Origin of the sequence: Streptomyces sp. GC420 (assembly GCF_009916105.1) — a bacterium.
Lineage (GTDB): Bacteria > Actinomycetota > Actinomycetes > Streptomycetales > Streptomycetaceae > Streptomyces.
In genome coordinates this window covers 1-22,567 of sequence record NZ_JAAAXQ010000093.1, presented here as the reverse complement: position 1 = coordinate 22,567, position 22,567 = coordinate 1, and the positions used below count along the sequence as shown (strand labels likewise).

Here is a 22,567-nt window from a genome sequence, read left to right as displayed (position 1 = left end):
GGAGAGGACGGGTCAGGGGGTTGGGAACCGCGACGACCGTGCATCCGGCCGCCCGGGCGGCTGCCGTACCGGTCGGTGAGTCCTCCACGGCTACGCAGCGGCGCGCCGGCACGCCCAGCAGGCCGGCCGCGCGGAGGTAGGCCATGGGATCCGGCTTCCGTCTGGTCACCTCGTCCCCGGAGACGACCACCGCGAAGTGATCCGTCAGGCCGAAGTGCCCGAGCCAGCGCTCGACCCACTTCCGCTCCGACGAGGAGGCGACGGCCAGCGGCCTTCCCGACGCGCGCAGGCAGTCGAGCAGGGCGCGCGCGCCCGGCATCAGGACGACGTGGTCGGGTGTGAAGAACCGTTCCCACTGTGTGCGCAGCCGGTCATGCAGCTCCGCGTCGGTGTACCCGACCCCGGCCCGTTCCCTGAGCACCTCGAAGAGTGCTGCGTAGCCCTCGGCGTTCCCGCAGACATGACGGGCCCAGAACTCCGGCACGAACGCGGCGCCGGACTCCTCGAACAGCGCCGCACAGGCCAGGAAGTCCGGCCGGACCGAATCGACGAGAGTTCCGTCGAGATCGAACACCACGGCATCGAACGCCTGCGCGGGTATCGTGCGTCTCATCGCGTCCTCTCGGCGTCCTGGTCCACCGTCCGCACCACGCGCGCGGGATTGCCGACGGCGACGGCGTTCGCCGGAATGTCCCCGGTGACCACGCTGCCGGCCCCGACGACGGCGTTCGCGCCGACCGTGACCCCCGGAAGGACGATCACCCCGCCACCGAGCCACGCACCGTCCTCGATCCGGATCGGCTTCGCGCTCTCCCACGCCCCGCGTCGCAGCTCGGCGCCGTGCGGGTGGTCGGCGGTGTACAACTGGCAGCGGGGGCCCATCCGGACGTCGGACCCGATGACGATCGGCGCGCAGTCGAGCAGGACCGCGTCGAAATTGATCCGGGACCGCTCGCCGATCTCGATGAAGAACCCGAACTCACAGAGGAACCGGGGCACCACCCGGACATCCCGCCCCACCGCTCCCAGCAACTCGTGCAGCACAGCGTCCCTGGCCGGCCGGTCACCGAGGGGCGTGGCGTTGAAGCGGTCCAGCAGGGTCTCGCACCGTTTGCGATACGGCCGCAGCGACGGATCGCCCGCCGGGTACGGCAGGCCGTTCGCCATGCGGCGCCTCATCTCCTCGAATTCCACAGGGCGGCCTTTCGTCTCCTCCAGGAATGGCCGGGGGCCGGTGCGCACCGGCCCCCGGCAGGCCGTTCGGGGCGCGTCAGCGCTGGAAGTGGACCTTGATGGTGCGGGCGGAAACCGGCTTGGCGGCGAGCTCGATCTTCTTCATGGGAATTCCCTTCCGATGGACGGACACTGAGGAACCGGCCAGCCGGCCCGAGCCGGCGGCCGCCGGATCCGATCGGCGGATCCGGTGAGTGAGCCCGTTCGGCTCGTCACTCAGTAGAGCCGGGAGCGACGGCCCTCGGCATCTGTCGCCCGACTGGTCCCGACCGGCAGGCGACCGGAACGACGACGGACAGTCGGACGACCCCGTCACGCCGCCGATGACCGGCTTCCGGCAGGGGCCCGCCGCTGGCCCGTCCGCCGGCACACCAGGCGGAACCGGCCCGCCGGGACCAGTCGTCCGACCGATGCCGCCCGGACCGCCGCCCGGTTCTACTCGATGGCGGGCCGGCCCGGCTCACCCGCCGAGGGGAGTACGCACACCGCGAAGGGGCCCGAACCCGCCGCCGAGCCGGATCCCGCCCGCACCGTCAAGGCCCACTTCCAGCGCTGACACGCCCCGAACGGCCCGCCGGGGACCGGCCGGTCCCCGGCATCTTCCGAGGAGAATCCATGCTGCTCCGGCGCGCACACAATCTCGTCTGCTACTGGCTCGACGGGTCCTTCGTCATCCAGAACTACCTGACCGGTACCCAGCTCTCGCTCGCGGCGGGCGCCGCCGAGATACTCGCCGCCTTCACCGACTGGACGACCGGGGACGACGCCGTCAAGGCGCTCCCGGACCTCGACCCGGAGTCCTGCCACGCCGCGGTCGCCGAACTCCACTCCTACGGCTTCCTCGTCGCCCCCGGCGAGAGCGAACACGACGACCGGCTCGCCGAACACTGGCAGACATGGTCGCCCGAGGCCGCCGCCCTGCACTTCTCCAGCAAACACGCCGACTACACCGACTCGCCCGAGATCAACGAAGAGTTCCGCGCCGGAAAGCGCTCGGCACTGTTCAAGAACTACCCGGACGCCGAACGGATCCTGCTGCCCCGCGTCCCGCCCGACCTGGACGCCCCCTTCGTCCGGACGCTGTACGGCCGCCGCACCCACCGCGGTTTCCGGCAGACCGCCCTGCAGCTCCCGCGGCTGTCCCAGCTCCTGGCCATGGTCTTCGGCCCGAGCGAGTTCCTCGACGGCCAGGACTTCGGGGCCCTGATGAAACGGACAAGCGCCGCCGGCGGCGCACGTCAGGAACTCGAGGCGTACGTCGCCGTCTTCGCCGCCGAGGGCGTCGTACCCGGGCTGTACCACTACAACGTCCTGGAACACTCCCTCGAACTCCTGGACCCGGGTTTCACCCGCGAACGCGCGGCACATCTGTGCTACGACCAGTCGGCGATCGGCGAGGCCGCCGTGACGGTGTTCGTGACCGGCGTGGTCGAACGCATGAGCAGCAAGTACCGGGCGCCCCGCGCGTACCGGGTCATGCTCACCAACGCGGGACACCTCGGCCAGACCTTCGCCCTCACCGCCACCGCGCTGGGGCTGGGGCCGTTCCAGACGCTGGCCTTCCGGGACACCGAGCTGGAGGACGCCCTCGGCGTGGACGGCATCCGCGAGACGGCCCTCTACGTCCTTGCCGCGGGCGTCCCCGGCGAGCGGCCGGAGACCGAGTACGTCGCGGGCCTGGACGCCTTCCGCAAGGCGGAGCTGCACCCGGGCTGAGAGCTCCACGGCGGACGCCCGTCTCCGGGTCCGGCCGGGCGGGCGTCCCCGGGCTACGCGCCGTCGGCCGCCGTCTGCGGCAGGTTCGGCCTCATCGCCCGCAGCTGGTGCCTGGAGGTGATGCCCAGTTTGGGAAACACCTTGTACAGGTGGTGCCCCACCGTCCGGGGACTGAGGAACAACTGCGCCGCGATGTCGCTGTTGCTCTTCCCCTCGGCCGCGAGCCGGACGATCTGCGTCTCCCGCGGGGTGAGACCGGTCCGCGCCTGAGCGGGACCGCGAGCGGGCCTCTCGGCCTGCTCACCCGCCGCCCGCAGCTCGTCCGACGCCATCCTCGCCCACGGCGCGGCCCCGACGGCCCGGAAGAGGCGCAACGCCTGGTGCAGATGGTCCCGGGCGGCCTTGACGCGGCGCGCCCGCCGCAGCCACTCCCCGTAGAGCAGGTGGGTCCGCCCGGCCTCGAAGGGCGACGGGGCGACGGTGCCGAGTGCCGCGCCGAACAGCGCGTCGGCCTCGTCGCCGTCGGCGAGCAGGGCACGGCAGCGCTGCCGCGCGGCGCTCAGGGCGGGCACGTCGGCCGGCGCGGCACTGTGTTCGAACTGTTCGAGGGTCGAGCGGGCGTGCTCGGTGTCCCCGGCGCGTACGCAGGCCTCGACGAGGTCGGGCAGGACGAGCCGGCCGATCGCGAAATGTCCTGCGGGCGCGCCGGGCACGGTGACCTCGCGCAGCAGCCGCACCGCGTCCGCCGCCCTGCCCTCGGCCAGCGCGTCGAGCCCGAGCGCCCAGTGGACCAGCGCCAAGGTCGCCGCCATCCCGTGCGGCACGGCGACGGCGACGGCCTCGTCGGCGAGCCGGCGGCACTCGTCTCCCTCGCCGCGCACGGCAGAGGCCCAGGCGAGCACGGCGCGCAGCTGGGCCGCGGCGGCGAACTGGCCGGTCTCGTCGGCGGCCGGAAGGGCGTCCCGGGCGTGGGCGACGGCGGCGGTCCAGCGGCCGGTGACGAGCTGGAGCGAGACCAGGGAAAGCACGGTGAGCGGCAGCGCCCCCGTGGCACCGTTGCCACGCAGGGCCGTGACCGCCCGCTGCAGGGCCTCCAGCGCGAATTCGGTCTCGCCCGTGAGGTGCGGCAGGAACTCCGGCGGCCACCTGGTCCAGGGCGGGTTGCCCAGCGGCGCCGACCAGGAAGGCGGCACCCGGTCGCCGCCGTCCGTGCCCGCCGGCGCGGAGGCGGTACCGGGCTCGGCACGGGACGGCGGTCCGGTGAAGTGGCGCAACCGCGCGGCGAAGTGGTCCGCGGCCCGCCCGCCGGCCCGGCCCGTGCGCTCCAGCGCGAGGGCCGCCGCCGCCAGCTCCCGCGGCCGGTTCGCCGCCCAGGCCGCGCGTGCGGCCGTCAGCAGTACCTCCTCCGCGAGGCCGGGCTCGTCGTCCGGGACGGGTCCGGCGCCCTCCATGAGGATGCCGAAGGCCTGCGCGGGGCTGCCCGCGGCCAGGGCCATGGTGCCGCGCACCAGGGCCGAGCGGGCCCGGACGGCCGGCTCGCCGGCCAGGCCTCCGCGCGCCTCGGCTTCGGCGAGCAGGGCCACGGCCTGGGCGGGTTCGGCCGTCTCCCAGGCGCACGCGGCGGCATCGGCGAGCCACCTGGACTGCTCCCCGGGCGAGGTGGCGAACTGGGCGGCCCGGCGCAGGGCCCGGCCCGCGGCGGCGACGTGGCCCGAGCGCCGGGAGCGCGTGCCGTTGGCGGCGAGCAGCCCGGCCACGCCGTCGTCCTGCCCCACGGTGGAGGCGGCCAGGTGCCACGCCCGGCGCTCGTCGTCCTCGCCGAGTGCCCGCGCCAGGGCCCGGTGCGCAGCGTGGCGCGCGTCCGGGGGAGCGGCCTGGTACAGCGCGGAACGGTCCAGCGGGCGGCGGAAGCGCACCCGCTGTTCGTCGAGGTCGATGAGACCGGCGGCAGCGGCGGCGCACAGGGCGGCCGTCGCGGCGTCCCGGTCGCCGTCGGCGGCGAGGATCGTGGTGAGGTCCCCGTCGTCCTGGAGCGCGGCCAGCAGCAGGACCGCGCCGTGCCGTTCGGCGACCTCGGCCGTGCCGTCGAGGTGGATCCGGTGCAGCCGGGGGGTGAGGTGCAGGTGGTCGGGGAGCGGTGAACCGCCCCGCATCTGCCCCGGGGTGAGTGCGGCGGGCAGCGCGTGCAGGGCGAGCGGGTTGCCTTCGGCCTCCCGCAGGATGCGCCGCCGCACGCTGCCGGCCGCCTGCGGAGCGGTACGGTCCAGGAGGGCTTCGGCGTCGGCCGACGGCAGCGCCTCCAGGACGGCCTCGGGCAGGTCCGGAGCGGCGAAGCGCCGGGAGCCGTCCCGGGCGGCGAACACCATGGCCAGCCGTTCCGTCTCCAGCCGGCGGGCCACGAAGACCAGGACACCGGCCGAGTCCGGGTCCAGCCACTGGGCGTCGTCCACCAGCAGCGCGACCGGGGAGTCGGCGCAGGCGTCCGCGAGCAGGGCCAGCGCCCCCAGGGACAGGAAGAACGGGTCGACGGCATGCGCACCGAGACCGAACGCCGCACGCAGCGCCGCGGCCTGGGGATCCGGCAGCCGTTCCAGCCCCGGCAGGAGGGGCCGCAACACCTGGTGCAGGCCGGCCCAGGGCAGTTCGGCCTCGCTCTCCACACCCGAGGCCCGCAGCACCCGTACGTCCGGCGGAACGGAGCACGCCAGGTCGTCCAGGAGAGCGGTACGCCCGATGCCCCCCGGACCACGCAGCACCAGCGAGCCACCGTGCCCCCGGCGGATGTCACGCACCAGCGCCCTCAACCTGTCCCGCTCCGGCTCACGCCCCACGAGCACGGTCTCCATGGCCTTCGCCGAGGAAGTCACCGCGAGCTGCATGCTGTTCCTCTCGTCACCGGAGGACGGATGGCGGACACGGGCGCACCGCGCGCGGTTCCTTCAGTCCCGCGGCGACCGCCCGAACTCGATGATTTCTTCGTAAAGCCACCTGCTCAAGTCACGTGATGGCGTGTATGCCAGTGGTGCGGGCGGGGCTCCGGAGGGCAGGTACGGGGCGGGAGCGGCCTGCCCGCCAGGCAGCGCTTCCGTGCGGCGGGACCCTCAGGAGTCGCGCACACGCGGCGGCCTCGCGCGGGGCGGGGAACCCGTTGGCGGCCTCCGCACCGCGTCGTCCGCACAGCCGGCGCTGTGAACTGGGCCGCATCTTCGAACGGCACACGGTCGACCACTTATAGTCGGCCTCATGAGTCGTTGGGAGGACCTGACCGGCGGGACGTCCGGGGAGGACTACGCCGCACGGTTCGCGGCCCTGGCCGGCAGCGGGAAGGACGTGCACGGCGAGGCGCGGTTCTGCGCTGCGCTCGTGCCCGCCGGAGCGCGGGTGCTGGACGCAGGGTGCGGTACCGGCCGGGTCATGATCCGGCTCGCGGAGCTCGGGTACGACTGCGTCGGGGTGGATCGTGACGCGTCGATGCTGGCGGTGGCACAGGAGCAGGCGCCGGGACTGCCCTGGTTCCAGGCAGATCTGGCCGGGTTCGACCCGGACCCGCTCGGAATCGCGGCGGACTTCGATCTCGTGGTCGCCGCGGGCAACGTCTTCCCGCTGCTCGCACCCGGCACCGAGGCCGCGGTGGTCGAGCGACTGGCCGCGGCCCTGCGCCCGGGCGGTCTGATCGTCGCTGGCTTCGGCCTGGACGAAGCCCACCTGCCCGTGCCGCCCGGCATCACGCTGCCGGAGTACGACGAGTGCTGCGCCGCGGCCGGCCTCACCCTCGTCGACCGCTTCGCCACCTGGGACGCAGACTCCTACGACGGCGGCGGCTATGCCGTCAGCGTCCACCGCAGCTGAGGCTCCGCGGACGGAACGAGGCCCGCGACCGTGCGGTCGCGCTCCTCGTCGCATGTGCCCGATCTCCACGGCGTACCGGCTGCCGCGCGAACACGGCGAGGTCCGGCGGACGCCTCCGCAGCCACGCACGGTCCCGGGACACGGTCCGAGGGCCTTCCCGGGCAACCGGCGGGGGCCCATGCCTCTGCCGGGCGTGAGCCCGTCGCCGTGCGGGGCCGGGGGTTGCCGTTATCCCGCTGCCGAGGGTCTCGTGGCGGACGCGACCGCGGCAGCCGTGGCCAGCGGGTCGCGAACCGGGCGGCCGAGGATGTCGGCGAGGTCGGGGCCGGTGCCGTCCAGGAAACCGTGGCGGATGCCGGTGGCGATCGAGACGAGCATCGGCGGCTGGAACGGCAGCAGGTCCAGCGTCCCGTCGAGGAGCCTGCACCGGTACTCGCCCAGGCTGATGGTCCGTTGCGGGACGCCGAGCCGTTCGGCCACGTGCGCGGCCGTGATCGGCGTGCCGGTCAGGTCGTAGATGCGCCCGCTGTGCTGCGCCGGATCCGCTGCAATGATCGCCGCCGCCTCGGCGAGGTCCGCACGGGTGACCGCTGCCAGGGCGCCGTCGCCGAACGCGGACTCCACGCCGCCGCCCGCCCACATCAGCAGACCGCCGAAGAGTTCGGCGTAGAGACCGTTGCGCAGGATCGTCCACGACAAGCCGCAAGCGCGCACGAGTCGTTCGGTCGCGCGGTGCGCGAGGGCGAAACCGAGGTGGTCGCCGGCGCCGGTCAAACTCGTGTAGACGACATGCCGGACGCCGTCCCGGGCGGCGGCGTCCAGGACGGCCGCGTGCCGCCCGACGACCTGGTCGTCCTCGGCGTAGCCGGCGGAGATCAGCAGCAGGGTCGACACATCTGCGAGGTCGATGCGGGCGGGGTCGTCGAAGTCGAGCTGCCGCATCCCGTCACGTGGGGTGCGGCTGCCGCCTGTCGCGGCCGCACCGCGGGCATGCAGCGCCGCGAGCGTGGTCGAGCCGAGGTTCCCGCTCGCTCCGGTCACCAGGATCATGTCAGTCACACTCTTCCGCTGTGGTTCTCTTCGGTAACTACGCTTGATCCTGGATCCGTGCACGTGCGGCCACAAGGAGGCAGTTCGATGTCACCCACGCACACCGAGGTAACCGCCACACCCGCGGGCCTCGAGCCCTGCGGGCACGAAAACCACCCGGACTGCGGCATCCGCGATGTCCTGGACCGCATCGGGGACAAGTGGTCGGTACTCGTGATCGTCGAACTCGCCGGCGGGCCGCGCCGCTTCCGGGAACTGCAACGTGCGATCGACGGCATCTCCCAGCGCATGCTCACTCTCACCGTGCGCAGGCTGGAACGGGACGGACTCGTCCTGCGCACCGTGTACCCGACCGTCCCGACCCGGGTCGACTACCGCCTGACCGAGACCGGGGTCAGCCTGACCCACCTGGTCAAGGCACTTGCCGACTGGTCTCTCACCCATCGCACCGTCATCGCCGAGGCACGACACCAGTACGACCGGACCCACCCCGACCACGACGTGCGGTGACCGGACCGGCGCTGCCTCACGGGCGGGCTCCAGACGGGACCGCTGAACGTCACTGCCCCGATTCGGACTTGACCGGCGCGGCCAGCGGTACGCGGGGGAGGCGAGGACCGGTGGTGACCGTGCGTCAAGTCAACTCCCCGTCCGCGAGCGGTGGAGCAGGCACGTCCGCTGGATGGCGGGAACCGTCAGGACCTGGACCGAGGTCTTCAGGCACTCGGCCAGTCCTGCGGGGTCACGGCGTCAAGCGGGACAGGTGGAGGTCCACGAGCGACTCCGCCTCCCCCGGAGTCCGGTACCCCAGCAGGACCGCGTCGCCGAGGCCGGCGACGAGCGCCAGCAGGAGGTCCGCCTCCCGTACCGGGTCCAGTTCCGCGCGCAGGTCGCCGTCCGCCCGGGCGGTGGTGACCATGGCGGCCACGGCGTCGCGCAGTTGTGCGTGGCCGGTGCGGAACCGGTCGGCGATCTCCGGGTCCTTCAGTGCGCGCAGCAGGAACGCGTTCGCGACCAGTGCCTCGGTCCGGCTCTCGTCGTCGAGGGGGAGGAGGGCGACCAGTACGGCGCGCAGCCCGGCCGGTCCACCGGCGGGCTCCGGCCGCAGCCGGTTCTCCACCTGGTCGCGCAGTGTCCGCGTCGCGTAGCGCAGCATGGCGTCCCTGCTCGGGAAGCAGTGCTGCACCAGGCCCTTCGAGATGCCGGCCTCGGCCGCGACCTCACCGAGGCTCACCGCCTCCAGGCCCCGGTCGGCCGCGATGCGGCGGACCGCTCGGGCGATGAGCCGCCGCCGCTCCTCGTGATCGACCCGCTTGGGCACCGCGCCACCCCTTTGCAATACGACCGGATTGCGAAAATCCACCGAAGACCGCGGTGTCGTGCCGCCACGATCCGGCCGCCAGGTGCGCCGGGTCGATGTCGACGGTGGTGAGTACGGCGTACCGCCTCCGGTCCCGCTCGTCGCGGTCGTCCCGCACCCGGGCATCGTCCCGCTTGTCCCGGGACAACACGCGCCGGGGCCGGAGCACGTGGTGCACGCAGCCCGCGTCGGCGATCTCCCGCGAGCCGCAGCCGGGGCAGGGAGAGGTGTCGTTCTTCGGATCGCCGTGCGTGCGCGCGTAACCGCAGGCCGGGCACAGGCGCCACACCTCCCAGGCGCGCCGCTCCGGGCTGCCGATGTCGAGGGCGCGCACCACGTGCCGGTAGCCGTTGACGTAGAAGCTGTTGCCGGGGGCGAGCTCGGTCAGGGCCAGTCCGCGGAAACGCTCGTAGTCGCGCATCTCGCTGCGGTAGACCCAGTCCCGGCGCTCGTCGTCACCCTCCGGGGCCTGGGTGCCCTCGCCGTCCCCGGGGGCCTCCCTCCAGTAGAGAGTGGCCTCCAGCGACGTCGTCGTGTCGGTGAGGCTGTAGTTGGGCAGCAGCCCCAGCTCGACGAGGGCGCCGTGCGCGCTCGCCTGGCTCAGCTCGCGCAGCAGCTCGCCCGTGGCGCGCCGCTCCGCGAGCAGCTCGCGCCGCTCGGCGCCCTGCTCGCGGTCCTCGGCGAGCAGCCCGTCCACCGCCGCGTCGATGGCGCCGATGCGGCGGCGCAGCTCCTCGCGGCGCGCCGTCCACTCCTCCTCGGCCTCCTGCAGGGCCCGCGCGATGCCGCCGGTCGCATAGGCGCGCAGCTCGTCCGCGGCGTGGGCGGACACCCCCCGGTCGTCGTCCGGGCCGTCGGCGGCCTGCGGGAACAGCGCCAGGAACTCCTCCACCAGCCGCGCCCCGTGGGTGAGCGCCGCGTCCGCCAGGTCCTGGCACCAGCCGGTCGTGCCGAACAGGGCCGACGACAGGCGCGGCACCGGCATGAGCGGCTCGCCGTCCCCGGTGGTCAGCTCGCCGCGCGCCGCCCGGTCCAGCAGACGCGCCGTGTACTGGCGGCGCAGGATCTCGACGGCCGACAGGTAGCAGCCCGGCGGCACGATGTCACCGGCGATCATCTCCGTCGGGTCGTCCAGGTAGTACCTGTCGCGGGCCCGCCGCCCGCCGAAGGCGACCACCAGCGCGTTGCCGGTCCGGCGCCCGGCCCGCCCCGCGCGCTGCACGTAGTTCGCAGGGCCGCCCGGCAGGGACCCGAGCAGCACCGCCGACAGGTCGCCGATGTCGATGCCCAGTTCCAGTGTCGGCGTGCACGACAGCACGTTGGGATCGGTGTAGCGGGTGCCCTGGCGGAACGTGCGCTCCACGCGCTCCCGCTCCGGCCGGGTCAGCATGCCCGTGTGCTCCGCCGTGACGACCCGGTAGGTGCCGCCGGTCAGATACAGGCGGCGGTAGTAGTCGGCCCGGTAGTCGCGCACCAGCCCGCCGCCGAAGCCGCCGTCTTCCGTCCCGGTCGACGACACGCCCTGCTGGGGCGGGGTGAGGATGCCGGTGCAGCGCCAGCGCGGGCAGGGATGGCCGTACCAGCGGGTGCGCCGCTCGGGCGGCACCACCTGGGGTGCCCGAGCCGGTTCGGGAAGTGCTGAGGCCGGTGGTGAAGCACGCCTTCCGGATGGGCAGGGTCGCCGACGTCTATCCGTTCCCGCAGCAGCACTACCTGGACTCGCTGTCCAAGGCGTGGATGGCGACGACCACCTCGCTCTCCATGGCGGAGAGCGGGCTGACCGGGAACGTCGGCAGCATCACGCAGCAGGCCCACAGCGAGTGGTACGACGCGATGCGCCAGTTCTGCAGCTCGCTGTGGGGCACGACGGCGTGGGGCAGGAGCCGCGAGAACTACGAGTGGAAGCACGACAGCTCCTCCTCGCAGACCGCCACCCACCCCGTGATGACCGTGCTGTTTGATACAGCACAGAAAGTCGGGGACCTCCTCTACGAATTCGCTGAGGCGGCCGTCTACCTCAACGGCGAGGTGTGGGACGTCTACATCAAGGCCGTACGCGACGCGCTCCCCAAGATCGATGTCGACCTCAAGGACGGCGTCGGCATGGACGACGTGAAGGGCCTGCTCAAAGGCGTGGGCAAGGCTGTCGCCAAGGGCGCGGGCCAGTTGGGCCAGGGCATCGTCCTGAACATGGACACCGCCAGGCTGAACTCGATCGTCACCACCTACAACCGGCGGGTCGACGCCCTCGTTCCGCAGCTCGACGCGCTCATGGCCCCGTTGGACGAGGCGTACCTGAGCGCTCCGAAGTTCGAGGCCCAGGAGGCGCGTGCGGAGGCCTTCGGAGCACGGGCGCTCAACGTGACGGGCGTGAAGACCGTCCTCAAATACGATGACTCACTCGACCCGCCGTTCGTCGTCCTGACGTCGATGCCGGAGCAACCGTCACAGCCCTAGCGGCACCGACGCCCAGACAGCAGGAGTAGTCATCAGTTCCGATTGGTATCCGACATCGATGACGTGGCGGGACGTCGATCCGACCACGCATCCCTTCGACTTCGACCAGGCACTCGACGTGGTGCGCGACGTGGTGTCCTCGCCGGATCCCGAGTCGGGTCGACCACGAGGGCTGCGCTCGGACAATGCGGTCGCCCGGGGCCTTGCCGAGCGCTACGGCTCGTGGGCCTTCGGCTGGTACCACGCCGTGGACGAGTCCCCCGGGTCCGGGGCGATCATCACAGATCTGCCGGCGAGCGGTCTCGGCAGCGGTGAACCGGAGCAGCAGGCGCAGCGGTACACCAGCGCCCTGCTCCAATGGCGCGCTTGGCTCGAGGAACTCGCCTCGGTCTTCGCGCGGTTCGCTCCCGGCCCGGACATGGACGAGGAGGAGACACGGCGGCTGCGTGAACACGCTGTCGCGCCGCTGGTGACACTCGTCGTGGAACGCACGGGAGCCGGCGAGACGTGGCTCGGTGCCTGTGCGCAGACGCTCACCTGGTACCTGGAGTCGACGGGGATGTCACCCGCGGAGGCCGAGGATCTGGCCGACGAGGTGGTGGACGCCGAGTTCGACAGCTGGATCGCGCCCGACGCGGAGGTGGTCGGCCGTGCCGGGCGGGCCATTGGAGGGCATGGTGCGTGACGACCTCCGGAGCTGGCTCCGGGTGCGCTCGCAGATCGTGTGGCAGGAGGCCTCGGACGAACTGGTCGGTCCGGTCAGGGGCACCCGTGACGCCCTCGACACGGTCGCGGGCGCGCGTGACGGCCACGGTGACACGACCCGCGGGGCGCGAATGCGGGCAGCCTGGAGGCTGGCCCGGACGGACGCCGCGGCCGGCCGACCGCTCGGCCTCGGCCTCCTCATCGGATGGCAGAAGCTGGTTCTCGGCCGCCCGCACATAGCGTTCCGCAGGCTTCCGGCCTTCGCCAAGGGGGGACGCGAACGGTACGGCGTGTGCGAGGAGACACCCGAGCAGTTCGAAGAGTGTCTTGCCCAAGCCACCGCGACCGCCACGGACGTCCCACTTCCCGCCCGAGCCGCACGTGCCTATCTGGATGTGTGCTTCTTCCACCCGTTCGACGACGGCAACGGTCGGTCGGCCCTGCTCACGATGGGGTTCGTCCTGGCACGCGAGAAGGTGTTCCTGGACGAGGTCGGTCCCGTACAAGTGCGGAGGTACGCCGATGATCCGGTCGGCGCGCTGTCACTGGCCCGCTTGATCCACGTCCTCGCCGGTGCGGCAGCGCGACGGGGCGAGGTACTCGCGCACCCGGACCCCGGGGATGCCGGATCCTGTGGCCACGCCCGCGACGTCGTCCGTTCCCCTCTTCTCACGCAAGGCGGTAACCGTGCCTGAGAGCCGTCCCGCACGTACGGCCACGTCAACCTACCCGGACCGCGAAACCGTCCAATGGGCCACCCAGCAGGTCGTCACCGCGAACGAGCAGGTCATCCACCGCTGGCTGGTCCGGTCCACGCGTCCTCGCCTGACCATCGAGGCCTGCTGGCCGTCCAGGGCGGAGCCGGTCGGCCGGGTGCTGCTGCAGGCGATGATGCTCGCGGGGCGGGAGCCCATCGACGTGCGGGCTGCCCGCGTGATTCTCAGGCGTGACGCGTCCCGTCCGCACGGCTTCGCCGTGCACGCCACATTCCCCGTCTACCTGTAGCGACCCGCAGAGGCTGACCACCGTGCCCTTGAGCCCCCGAGAACACGACCTGCGCTACGGCGAACTGGACCAGGTGATCCGCGCCTACGCCGGACAGCCGGCCGACGACACACCGGAGCGACCCAGCCAGGCGTTGACCGCCTACCTCCGGCACACCTGGCACACTCGCCCGTGGGCGCTGGCCGTCGCCGAGCGGCAGCTGCGCGAGTACGCCGAGCATCCGCCCGGACGATTGTGCCTCAGGCTGGGGGAGTTCTACGCCATCCCCGATGTGGGACTGCCCGAGAGCGAGATCCAGCAGTGGCTCCGCTGCCTCGCGGACCACATCGAGCGCAGCGTCACGGAGGGTGCGGTCCCGCCGCCGGCCGTGCCCGCGACCCACTGGGAGTGGCACGCGCGCTTCCCGGAGCTCGGGCAGTTCCTCGGCGGCTGGTTCTCCCAGGACATGCCGGACGAGTTCGACGACCACAACGCGACCGTCGCCGACTTCCTCGCGCACACCGATCCGCACCTCGTCGCCCGGCTCATCGGTGAGCTCCACGAACTCCTCGCCCTCGACCTGTCCGAGTCGGACTACGCCCTGGCCGCCGCCGAGCTGGGAATGGAGGTCGATCCTCCGGCCCCGTACAGCCCCAGCGGCTGGCTCGCCTCCGTCGCCGCCCGGCTGACGACGCCGCGAGCCGAGTCCGGGCCGCCGGAGCGGGGTGACCAGTCCGGTCACGAGGGTCCGGGAGGCGACCAGTGACGCATCGCAGGGCGGGCCGGCGATGCTCATGGAACGGTCGCCTCGCGAGCTGAGTGTGCACGTGGGTCCACGGGCGGTCTCCCGAGGCCCGTCCATTCCGGACGAGCGGCGGCGGAGGCGGGCGCCCCGGGGCGTGGATCGGTCAGGACCAGCGCGTGAGATCCCCGACGAAGTCCGCGTACGAGCGGTTGCTGCCCCTCGGCGAGGGGATCAGCCGGTGTTCCAGCGCCTTGCGGGCGACCGAGGGGCCGTCGCTCTCCCGGAAGACCGGCAGGCCGAGCGGGCCCCGGCCTGCTGTCCGGCCGGGCGGCATCCCGTGCCCTAGCGGGGTGGTCGGCCAGTAAGGTCGGAGACGACCGACGGAGGAGAAAGCTGTGATCGAGGGCGACGGTCCCATCAAGGACGTGACCATCTGGGCCACGCTCGACGAACAGGCCGTGGTGCCCCGCGGGGACCTCGTCGTCCATTGGTTCCGGACGGCGATCGACTTCTTCTTCTCGAGCGGGGCGAAGGAGACCGCCGACTCGTACGCCCGCGCCACCGAGTCGTTCAGCGGCGGGCGGAAAACTCGACTCAAGGACGTCCGGCAGAACTGGTCGGCCTTCGCCGAGGCGCTGCGCGCCCATCCCTTCTACGCGAAGGCCGGGTTTCACGAGGCGTCGGTGGACAAGGAGCAGTGGTTCGACGAGTACGGGCACATCGGCAGCGAGCACGAGGGCCGCGGAGGTACGCATACCGAGGTGTCCGCGGCTCTCCTGGCAGGCGACCGGATCGGTGACCCGGACTTCTGCGCACGCCTGGTCGACTTCCTGGCCGCCGCCCTCGACGGGGCTGACCCGGTCTTCGCGCGAGTGGACTACCTGAACTTCCACGACAAGCCCGACCTGGAGGCGGCTCTGCGACGGGGCCACCGCAGGTACCTCCAGGAGTCCCGCACCTACCTGCGCGGCTACTCCTGGGTCACCGGCATCCCTTCCGAACTCGCCGCCCGGCTCGGCGGAGCCCCGCGCCTCACTGCGACCGGCGCCTTCCACGCCGTCCGGGAACTGCGTGGCGGCGGGCTGCTGTTGCAGGCGACCGAGACGCTCGCCGGGTACGACGACCGGGCGATGCGTGGGGTCTTCCACGCACTCGCACCGGTGCTGCCGCCGGGCATTCCGGAGGACGACCCCGCGCGGGAGAACCTCCGGGTGGTGTTCGATGACGCGAGCGGGGGCTGAGGGGAATCCGGCGAACCCCCTGGACACGCTCATCCGGGGGCACGTGGTCCTGGTCATGAAGGCTCCCGTGCCCGGGGCGCATGCCTTCCAGGGCCTGCGAATGCAGCCCGTGGTCGATCTCCTCGATGCACGTGAACGCCGGGGGCTGGGGTCGTACAGCAGGGCGAGCAGCCCGAGCAGGCGTCCGCGATCCGCTCGGCGGCGCTGCCCTTGGGAAGGTCGAGCTTCATCCGCCCACGCGGAATTTCCGCGACCCGGCGGATGGCAGCTTCGTCGAGGAGCAGCCAGGCTTCCAGCGCACGCACCGGAACGACCGCCACGTGGGGTCAGCCGGGCCATTCCGAGGTCACGGCTTCGGCCACCTCCCGGTATCGCTTCTCCGGATCCATCCCGTCGGCGTCCCGGTGCACGATCACCAGATCATAGGTATCACCCAGGCTTTGCACCGCACGGAGCTTGTCCGCCACGGCGTGACAGTCGGTCAACCCGAGGCGGCCGAAGTCAGGAGCGGTCACCACGGCGTGCCGCCCTCCGCCGCCACCGTCTCGATGTGGGGCACCAGCCCGTTGCCACTCGTGCCCTCGCCGGTGAAGAAGACGCGCAGAGTCACGCCGCCCCCGGATCGAGGGTGATCCGAACCCCCGGCGGTGTGGTCAGGTAGGGAAGGATGTCCGCCTTAGAGGGCGCGGTAGTACGGGAATTATGGATCGCCTTACCTCGCCGCCACCTCTCCCGAAGAGGATATGGGTGATATCTACCGTAAGCTCTCTTTCAGTTCCTCTATGCCGCCCAACGCGCCGAAATGCAACCGCCAGTTGATCCTCAACAGCATGACGAGGGACACTACCTGGCGGATGCGTGTTCCCGACCGAGCGGCACTCGCTTCGATATCCTCCCGTGCAGGTCATCGGAGGCCATATACCCAAAGATTACTGGGCAGTTGACCTCAGGGTTTCGTGATAGCGTCCTTGCTCGGAGGGACAGTGCAACCTGAAAGGGAAATCGTGAACACGGAGAAGATCGCCGCTCGCCGCCTCTCGCTGGAAGAGGTGACGAAGCTCGGCGTGAAGGACCGGCTCTTCGTTTCCGCCGACACGGCAGAACTCAAACTTCCCGACTGCTATGTCCCTGCTTTTCTGACCAAGTCCGGTGGGGATTTCGAGGGCGGCTCGATCACGGCGAGAACCGTGTTCCAGGAAGAGGTCTCCTGCCTTCCCGACGACGAGAATGAAGCCGGAGTCTACTTGGCCGACGAGAACGGCTCGGTGACCATCGAGGTCCTCCAGTCCGCCGGTGTCGTGCTGGACCTGGCACTTTTCGTCCCTGGTGGGGACAAGGGGGCTCTCACGGCCCTTTACGCTGCGGCCCGGCAGGCGTTCGGCGCCGACGTCGTGCAGATCTGGCGCCAGGGCCTCAAGGAGGTTCCCGACGTGAAGGTCGACATCTTTGAGGAGCAGATTCCCCGGGGGCGCAAGGGGAGCGACAGCCCCAAGCGTGACCGTCGCGCGATCGACACCTACCCCACCCGTGCGGACTTCATCGAGTTCTCTGCGGGGTGGAAGCCGGTCGTTGAGGTTCACAGGCCGATTGTTGACGACACCCCGACCATCTGAGGCGGCGTTATCTCTCGTCTCGGCCTGAGAGAACGCCGAGAACGCATGCGCCGGACCCGGTCGATCCCTGAGCGGCCCAGGGAGCCGTCGGAAAACAACTCACGAGCGCCGAAGCGCCATTCCGCTCGATGACCTCGCGAGACAGCCCGCCTGACCAGGATCAAGACCTGAAGTTGTTCTGCGACAGCCCTCAGGGCTTCGGCGTAGTCGAGTGACGTCCACTCGCGCTCAGGTGAGGTCGAGGAGCGTGAGGGGTCGGCGGGCGTCACCCGCATTGCGGCGACGGCGGGAGGCGATGTTCTTCGCGCCGTTCAGTCGCAGGGCGCCGACCGCAGGGTTGCGCCAGGTCGCCATAGCGCGGGGTGCGCTGTCGGTCCGCCACCGCGCACGCGGTCAGGTCGAGGACGACGGCCGGCGCGTGCCGCACTCCTCGCAGCCGGATCGTCTGCTGTCGGCCCGAACGCCCGGCCCAGCCGCTTGTCCCATGCACGAGCGTCGTCCGCATCTGCACCTGTCTCTTCAGCCACGCAGGGGATCACCCGCGGCACCGTCGGGGTTCCGCCCGACGGTGCGCGGAGACGCAGGCCACCGAGGCGCAATGGACATGAGACAGGAACCGTTTCCGTGCGTGGAACATCGTGGCTCGGCGTATCCGGGACGACCGCCATCGGGCTGCGCGCTCGGTGCGGTCATCCGGCCGAGTGGTGAGACGCGCTCAGGAGCGCCCACACCGTCTTGCCGGGGCCGGAGTCGCGGTCGGTGACGCCCCAGTCGTCGGCCAGGGCGGTGACGAGGAGGAGGCCGCGGCCGGACTCGTCGTCGGGCTCGGCGGGGGCGGTGACGGCGGGTGCGGTGACGGCGGGGCGTCGTTCCGCGCGGGTGTCGGAGACCTCCAGGCGCAGCCGCCCGCCGTCCGCCTCGGCGGCCAGCCGGACGTGGAAGTCCCGGCCGGGCACCCGGCCGTGCCGCACGGCGTTGGCGCACAGCTCGGCGGCGACCAGGGTCATCGTCTCGTTGACGCCGCTGTCGTAGGGGTGGCCCCAGGAGTCCAGGCACTGCGAGACGAACAGCCGGGCGAGGCGGGCGCCCCGGGGCGTGGAGGTGAAGGACATGGCGAATTCGGGCGCCGCCGTGGACGCCGTGGACGCGGCCAGCGCGGTGGACACGGCGGGCGCGGTGGGCGGGCGGTGCCGGGACGAGGAGATGTGCATGCCGTCAGCGTCCCGGCCGTGACCGGCGTGTCACCAGCAGCGACGCCTGTACGGGAGTGCGCTGTACATGAGACGGCGGGCCGCTGCGGGGGAGTGGCGCGTGACGGCGTCAGATCCGGCGGCAGCGGTCCCGAAGCTCGGAGATGACGGCCTTCTCGCGCGCGTTGACGTCACCGTCCACAGCGGCCACCCGGTCGGCCACGTCGAGGAGGTCGCTCAGATCCCCCGGCTCGGCATCCATGCGCACCCACACCTCGGCGGGGTGGATGTCCACAAGTTGAGCGAGCTGTTCGTCGACCACCTGATGCCGCTCCCGGACCACCCTCACCAGGTGCCGCATCAACAGCGCCTCGTCGTCGGAAATCTTGTCGTCCGCTCTGATGACGAGCCAGGCGACCCACAGCATCAACTGCGGGTGCCGGCTCCGCTTGCTCAGATTCTCGGCGAGTTCGATCACCCGCGCCTCGTTCCGGAAGACGGCGCGCGCGTGCCGCCCTGCGAGCAGCGTCGTGTAGCGGTTCAGCACCACCGCGAGGGGAACGCCGACCAGGGGGATACCGATCTTGATGACGTTGCGCTGCAGGAGGTACTTCCCGACGACGGGGAGCCCTCTCGCGGCGCTCAGTACCGCTCCGGAGTAGAAGCGCTTGATCACCGGCCGCACGATGGCCGGGACCGCTTTGATCACGCCTTTCTGGACCGCTTCCCCGCTCTTGATCGTGAAGGCCACCCGGATGAGCTTCCACATGTCCTCGGGGTCGGACAGGTCGAGCGGGACCTGGTAGAGAACCGCGATGTCGTAGGCCAGACGGAGCTGGAGCCGGGTGGTGAAGGTGACATCGACCATCATGGTCGCGACCGCTGCCGGGACAGTCGCCGGTGAGGCACCACCAAGGCTCCCGATGGTGGCGGCGACAGCCGCCGTATAGGCCCCTGCGGAGAGCCCGCCTTCGAGCGCGGCGTACCGAGCCGCCATCTTGATCCGCTGATCGACGATGGCATCCGGGGGTACGCCCTCGTACCGCTCCTGGAAGTACTGCCAGTCGACCTTCTCGGTGTAGGAGTTCATGGCCTGGGCGCAGAGCTTGGTGAACCAGTTGCCCGACTTGATGTCGTCCGCGCTCAGCCCTTTGACGAACTCCTTGAGCTCGGCCCGCTCCTGCTCGACGACCTTCCGGTCGGCCTCGTCGTCTGCGTCAATGTCGGTGTCGGCAGCGTCCATTGGAGCTTCGGTCACGGCGAGTTCCCCCCCACGGGATTCAGCGAACAGCCAGTCGCGGGGTTCGGAGACCCCCCTGGCGTCTCAGAACGGTGACTCGGCGAGCGGCGCATCGGCCGAACAGATGTCCCGTTTGAGCCGTAACCCTAGCGCCTCATCGTGCGGCTGGTGCCAGTGTTTCGACCTTCGTCATGACCGCGTTCACCGGGGCAAACCGCGCCACGCACCAAGCAGATCCGGGTCGGTTCGACACAGTGGCCAACGCTGTGTCGTTCCTCCGCGATCCGCGAGGCCGCGAACTGACGCGTACCTTCGGGGCGCCGGACCGGCCGGTCACGCTCGCCACGAGCTGGAACGAAGCGGGCCGTCCGACCGCTCAGGTGCTGGCCACGCCGGATCGGACCCTTCGCTCCCGCGGCTACGAGTACGGCGCCGACGGCTACCTGCGCGCCGTCACCGACGACGTCAACGGGACCAGCAAGGTCTTCGACCTCGACCCGGTGGGCCGACCGCTCCGCGTGACGGCGGAGAACTGGTCGGAGACCTACGCGTACGACCAGGCCGGGAACCAGACCGAGGCGCACTGGCCCGACCGTGCGCACCGGCCGGAGGCGCGCGGGACACGCTCGTACGACGGAACGCGGATGCTCACCGCGGGCACGGTCAGGTGCGAGTACGACGCGGGCGGGCGCACGGTCCTGCGGCAGAAGACCCGGCTCTCGAAGAAACCGGACACATGGCGGTACACGTGGGACGCGGAGAACCGGCTGACCTCCTGCCGTACACCCGACGGTGTGCTGTGGACCTACACCTACGACCCACTCGGCCGCCGCACCGGCAAGCACCGCATGGCGGAGGACGGCCACACCGTCGTGCACTCCGTCCACTTCACCTGGGACGGCACGCGCCTGGTCGAACAGACCGACGTTGCGACCGGCACGACACTCACCTGGGACTACGAAGGCCGGCGCCCGCTGACGCAATGGGAACGCAGGGTGAGCGTCCGCGACGGCGAACAGTCGGAAATCGATTCCCGATTCTTCGCCATTGTCACCGACCTCGTAGGCGCTCCCAGCGAACTCGTCAGCGAGCAGGGGGAGATCACCTGGCAGACGCGCACCACGGTCTGGGGCAACACCACCTGGAACAGAAACGCGGTCGCCTACACCCCACTGCGCTTCCCGGGGCAGTACGACGACGGCGAAACGGGGTTCTTCTACAACTGCTTCCGCCACTACGACCCCGAGAGCGCCCGCTACGCGAGCCCGGATCCGCTGGGCCTCGGCGCCGCGCACAACCCCGTCGCGTACGTCACCAACCCGCAGGCGCGGATGGACCCCGAGGGCCTGATAGCCAAGGGCTGCACGGAATCGGGCGGTTGGTACAGCGGGCTGATGCCCGCAAACCTGAAGAACGACGACGGGACGCGCCGAACCGAGACCGACATGGAGGTCAACCACATCCCGGCCAAGGCCTCCTACGCCCATCTGGACGAGCCGGGCTTCCGCACCAACAAGCGGGGCGGTGGTGCCGGCATGGGGCCGGCCATCCGCATGGAGTACGACGACCACCGCAACGTGACCAGCACGGGGTCCAGCAAGGAGAGCGACGACTGGCGTGCCGAACAGCGCGCTCACATCGACAACGGCCGGTGGGACCTCGCCATGAAGATGGACATCGACGAGATTCGGGAACTCTACGGAGACAAATACGACACACACATCGCCGATATGATCGAGAGCCTCAAGCACAACAGGAAGTTCCAGGCCATGTTGGAAAAGCGGGGCTGGACGATCGACTACGACATCCTGAAATGACGAAGTGAGTGAGGGCCATGGATCTGGTGCTGGACCCGCCTCGTGGGGTGAAACCCGTCCTTCTGGGCATGACGCTCGACGAGGCGGTTGCCGCGGTGAGCCCGTGGGGAGCGCCCGAAGTACTGACCCGCCGTACCCGGCGCTCCGTCAAAGTGTCCGCCTCGTGCGACGGTGTCGGTTTCCAGGCGCTCCTCGAGGACGGCGAGCAGGTGACGGCGATCGAGCTGTGGTGGCCGGGTGAGGGCAAGGAGACATCCACACGCGTCCTCCTGAACGGCGACGACGTCTTCCGCACACCCGCCGAGGACATTCTGCGGCGCGCCGCGGAGCGCGGCTGGCGAGTCGATGACTCACAGCCCGAGAACCCGGTGATCCCGCGCGTGTCCCTGGGATTCACCCGTCAGACCTCCCAGGAGGTGCCCCGCGGCTCCGACGGCCTTCCCGTCTGTTTCACCTCGGTTCTGGTCGGCGGCGAGGACTACTACGACTACCGCTACGAGAACCGCGGCTGACAGGAGCCGGGGGCGGCCGGCCGGCGGGGCACCGCCAGGTCCCGCCGGGCCCGCCGGTTCCTGCCGGGCCGCCGTACGACGGGTCACCACCGCATGTAGACGTCCTCGGCCCAGCCCAGGAGCCGGTCCACCGCGATGACTTCGCCGTCGTCGGTGCGGATGCGCCCCGTGTAGTGGCCGAAGCACTGGTCGGTGCGGTTGGCCATGAGCCCGGCGTCGGTGCGCGTGGACCTGTTGTGGAACGGGGTGAAGACGAGATCGACCCGGTCGCTGCCGGGGGTGCGGACGGTCCACGGCGCCAGGTGGTCGTCCGCGGACCAGCGCCACTCGAGTTCTTCACCCAGCTTGCTGATCCGGCCGTCCACGCACAGCGCGTTCTCCGTCGAACCGGTGCCGTGCGTCCAGCGGCCGCCGAACTGCAGGCCCACGACGTGCCCGCCGGTACGGCCGGATGCCGCGCCCCAGTTCCAGGCCACTGTGCGCGGCCACCGGCCGCGCCCGTGATCCAGGGTGCCCCAGGCGTCCTCGCCGAAGGCCAGCAGGTCGGTGCCGATGCGGACGGTGCCCGAAGCGGGGCGTGCCGTGTGCTTGGAGGTGTACTGGAAGCGGCGCTCGCTCCACGGCACGACCACCGACATCGTCTCGTGCCCTTCGGGGAGTTGCACAAGGAGATCCACCTCGACAGGGAGCCGGTCCGGGGACAGGCACCGTGCCCGGAGCCGGGTGGCGCCGTCCTCGTCCCGGATCTCGATCCGGACCTGCCCCCGCACCGGCCGCTCCGGTCCGACCACCAGGCCGGGCGACCCCGGCGCCCCGGCGATGGTGTCGGGCAGCCGCACACCCCACCCGCCGGGC

The 22,567-nt window shown here is 71.2% G+C and carries 23 protein-coding genes and 2 pseudogenes; 12 read left to right on the top strand and 13 right to left on the bottom strand.

Annotated features, from left to right (window positions below):
• Both GUY61_RS14380 and GUY61_RS14375 read right to left on the bottom strand, forming a co-directional pair.
• The coding region (locus GUY61_RS14380; RefSeq protein ID WP_166630530.1) for an HAD family phosphatase at positions 1-613 on the bottom strand (613 nt) is incomplete at its 3' end.
• The gene (locus GUY61_RS14375; protein WP_243766456.1) at positions 610-1,167 is read right to left on the bottom strand and encodes a sugar O-acetyltransferase; all 558 of its coding nucleotides are present in this window, start codon (positions 1,165-1,167) and stop codon (positions 610-612) included. The genes GUY61_RS14375 and GUY61_RS14380, both read right to left, overlap by 4 nt.
• 681 nt (positions 1,168-1,848) lie before the next feature.
• Between GUY61_RS14375 and GUY61_RS14370 the strand changes: the two genes are divergently transcribed.
• Positions 1,849-2,949, top strand: a complete 1,101-nt coding sequence (locus tag GUY61_RS14370) for a SagB/ThcOx family dehydrogenase (RefSeq protein WP_166630529.1) — start codon at positions 1,849-1,851, stop codon at positions 2,947-2,949.
• 53 nt (positions 2,950-3,002) lie between these two features.
• Here the strand turns inward: GUY61_RS14370 and GUY61_RS14365 are convergent, their stop codons facing one another.
• Positions 3,003-5,828 carry an AAA family ATPase gene (locus GUY61_RS14365; RefSeq protein ID WP_243766454.1) on the bottom strand — a complete coding sequence of 942 codons (2,826 nt, stop codon included), beginning with the start codon at positions 5,826-5,828 and terminating at the stop codon, positions 3,003-3,005.
• 364 nt (positions 5,829-6,192) lie between these two features.
• Here GUY61_RS14365 and GUY61_RS14360 point away from each other — a divergent pair, with 364 nt between their 5' ends.
• Positions 6,193-6,798 (top strand): bifunctional 2-polyprenyl-6-hydroxyphenol methylase/3-demethylubiquinol 3-O-methyltransferase UbiG, encoded by a 606-nt coding sequence (locus tag GUY61_RS14360; protein WP_166630528.1) that lies wholly within the window; start codon positions 6,193-6,195, stop codon positions 6,796-6,798.
• A 228-nt stretch (positions 6,799-7,026) separates the two neighbouring features.
• Here GUY61_RS14360 and GUY61_RS14355 read toward each other — a convergent pair whose 3' ends face one another.
• Entirely contained in the window at positions 7,027-7,848 is an 822-nt protein-coding gene (locus GUY61_RS14355) for an NAD(P)H-binding protein (protein ID WP_166630532.1), read from the bottom strand.
• Between the two features lie 87 nt (positions 7,849-7,935).
• Between GUY61_RS14355 and GUY61_RS14350 the strand changes: the two genes are divergently transcribed.
• Positions 7,936-8,358, top strand: coding sequence for a helix-turn-helix domain-containing protein (locus GUY61_RS14350; protein ID WP_166630527.1), 423 nt, complete (start codon positions 7,936-7,938; stop codon positions 8,356-8,358).
• A gap of 232 nt (positions 8,359-8,590) precedes the next feature.
• On the opposite strand, the gene GUY61_RS14345 is transcribed toward GUY61_RS14350, so the two are convergent.
• Positions 8,591-9,169: a TetR/AcrR family transcriptional regulator gene (locus GUY61_RS14345; protein WP_166630526.1), complete on the bottom strand. Its 579-nt coding sequence runs from the start codon at positions 9,167-9,169 to the stop codon at positions 8,591-8,593.
• Positions 9,069-10,820: pseudogene (locus tag GUY61_RS14340) on the bottom strand (helicase-related protein); the annotation flags it as partial. The pseudogene GUY61_RS14340 and the gene GUY61_RS14345, both read right to left, overlap by 101 nt.
• Before the next feature lie 35 nt (positions 10,821-10,855).
• Here GUY61_RS14340 and GUY61_RS14335 point away from each other — a divergent pair.
• From GUY61_RS14335 to GUY61_RS14315, 5 genes are read left to right on the top strand one after another with little or no spacing between them, the layout of a single operon-like run.
• Positions 10,856-11,665, top strand: coding sequence for a hypothetical protein (locus GUY61_RS14335; RefSeq protein ID WP_243766452.1), 810 nt, complete (start codon positions 10,856-10,858; stop codon positions 11,663-11,665).
• A 58-nt stretch (positions 11,666-11,723) separates the two neighbouring features.
• Positions 11,724-12,350 carry a hypothetical protein gene (locus GUY61_RS14330; RefSeq protein WP_166630525.1) on the top strand — a complete coding sequence of 209 codons (627 nt, stop codon included), beginning with the start codon at positions 11,724-11,726 and terminating at the stop codon, positions 12,348-12,350.
• Positions 12,340-13,065 (top strand): Fic family protein, encoded by a 726-nt coding sequence (locus GUY61_RS14325; RefSeq protein WP_166630524.1) that lies wholly within the window; start codon positions 12,340-12,342, stop codon positions 13,063-13,065. The genes GUY61_RS14330 and GUY61_RS14325 overlap by 11 nt, the downstream gene beginning before the upstream one ends.
• A complete protein-coding gene (locus GUY61_RS14320; protein ID WP_166630523.1) occupies positions 13,058-13,375 on the top strand; it encodes an RNase A-like domain-containing protein in 318 nt (105 codons plus the stop codon). Before GUY61_RS14325 ends, GUY61_RS14320 begins: the two co-directional genes overlap by 8 nt.
• A gap of 22 nt (positions 13,376-13,397) precedes the next feature.
• Positions 13,398-14,120 (top strand): contact-dependent growth inhibition system immunity protein, encoded by a 723-nt coding sequence (locus tag GUY61_RS14315; RefSeq protein ID WP_166630522.1) that lies wholly within the window; start codon positions 13,398-13,400, stop codon positions 14,118-14,120.
• A gap of 142 nt (positions 14,121-14,262) precedes the next feature.
• On the opposite strand, the gene GUY61_RS14310 is transcribed toward GUY61_RS14315, so the two are convergent.
• Complete coding sequence (locus GUY61_RS14310; RefSeq protein ID WP_166630514.1) at positions 14,263-14,433, bottom strand: hypothetical protein; 171 nt, start codon at positions 14,431-14,433, stop codon at positions 14,263-14,265.
• A gap of 61 nt (positions 14,434-14,494) precedes the next feature.
• Between GUY61_RS14310 and GUY61_RS14305 the strand changes: the two genes are divergently transcribed.
• The gene (locus GUY61_RS14305) at positions 14,495-15,340 is read left to right on the top strand and encodes a hypothetical protein (RefSeq protein ID WP_166630521.1); all 846 of its coding nucleotides are present in this window, start codon (positions 14,495-14,497) and stop codon (positions 15,338-15,340) included.
• An 85-nt stretch (positions 15,341-15,425) separates the two neighbouring features.
• Here the strand turns inward: GUY61_RS14305 and GUY61_RS41850 are convergent.
• Both GUY61_RS41850 and GUY61_RS14300 read right to left on the bottom strand, forming a co-directional pair.
• Positions 15,426-15,523, bottom strand: a pseudogene (locus GUY61_RS41850) (AAA family ATPase); the annotation flags it as partial.
• 143 nt (positions 15,524-15,666) lie between these two features.
• On the bottom strand, positions 15,667-15,807 hold the full coding sequence (locus tag GUY61_RS14300; protein WP_166630520.1) for a hypothetical protein: 141 nt from the start codon (positions 15,805-15,807) through the stop codon (positions 15,667-15,669).
• 537 nt (positions 15,808-16,344) lie between these two features.
• On the opposite strand from GUY61_RS14300, the gene GUY61_RS14295 reads away from it, so the two are divergent.
• A complete protein-coding gene (locus GUY61_RS14295; RefSeq protein WP_166630519.1) occupies positions 16,345-16,953 on the top strand; it encodes a hypothetical protein in 609 nt (202 codons plus the stop codon).
• 228 nt (positions 16,954-17,181) lie between these two features.
• Here the strand turns inward: GUY61_RS14295 and GUY61_RS41170 are convergent, their stop codons facing one another.
• The 3 genes from GUY61_RS41170 to GUY61_RS14285 all read right to left on the bottom strand — a co-directional run bounded on the left by GUY61_RS41170 (position 17,182) and on the right by GUY61_RS14285 (position 19,401).
• Complete coding sequence (locus GUY61_RS41170) at positions 17,182-17,307, bottom strand: hypothetical protein (protein ID WP_279576802.1); 126 nt, start codon at positions 17,305-17,307, stop codon at positions 17,182-17,184.
• A gap of 335 nt (positions 17,308-17,642) precedes the next feature.
• Positions 17,643-18,164 carry an ATP-binding protein gene (locus tag GUY61_RS14290; RefSeq protein WP_279576801.1) on the bottom strand — a complete coding sequence of 174 codons (522 nt, stop codon included), beginning with the start codon at positions 18,162-18,164 and terminating at the stop codon, positions 17,643-17,645.
• Positions 18,165-18,273: 109 nt separating this feature from the next.
• On the bottom strand, positions 18,274-19,401 hold the full coding sequence (locus tag GUY61_RS14285) for a TerB family tellurite resistance protein (protein WP_166630518.1): 1,128 nt from the start codon (positions 19,399-19,401) through the stop codon (positions 18,274-18,276).
• A gap of 236 nt (positions 19,402-19,637) precedes the next feature.
• Between GUY61_RS14285 and GUY61_RS14280 the strand changes: the two genes are divergently transcribed.
• Complete coding sequence (locus tag GUY61_RS14280) at positions 19,638-21,200, top strand: RHS repeat-associated core domain-containing protein (RefSeq protein ID WP_313896659.1); 1,563 nt, start codon at positions 19,638-19,640, stop codon at positions 21,198-21,200.
• A gap of 17 nt (positions 21,201-21,217) precedes the next feature.
• On the top strand, positions 21,218-21,712 hold the full coding sequence (locus GUY61_RS14275; protein WP_166630516.1) for a hypothetical protein: 495 nt from the start codon (positions 21,218-21,220) through the stop codon (positions 21,710-21,712).
• Between the two features lie 83 nt (positions 21,713-21,795).
• Here the strand turns inward: GUY61_RS14275 and GUY61_RS14270 are convergent.
• On the bottom strand, positions 21,796-22,567 hold a 772-nt coding region (locus GUY61_RS14270; protein ID WP_166630515.1), incomplete at its 5' end, for a DUF2804 domain-containing protein.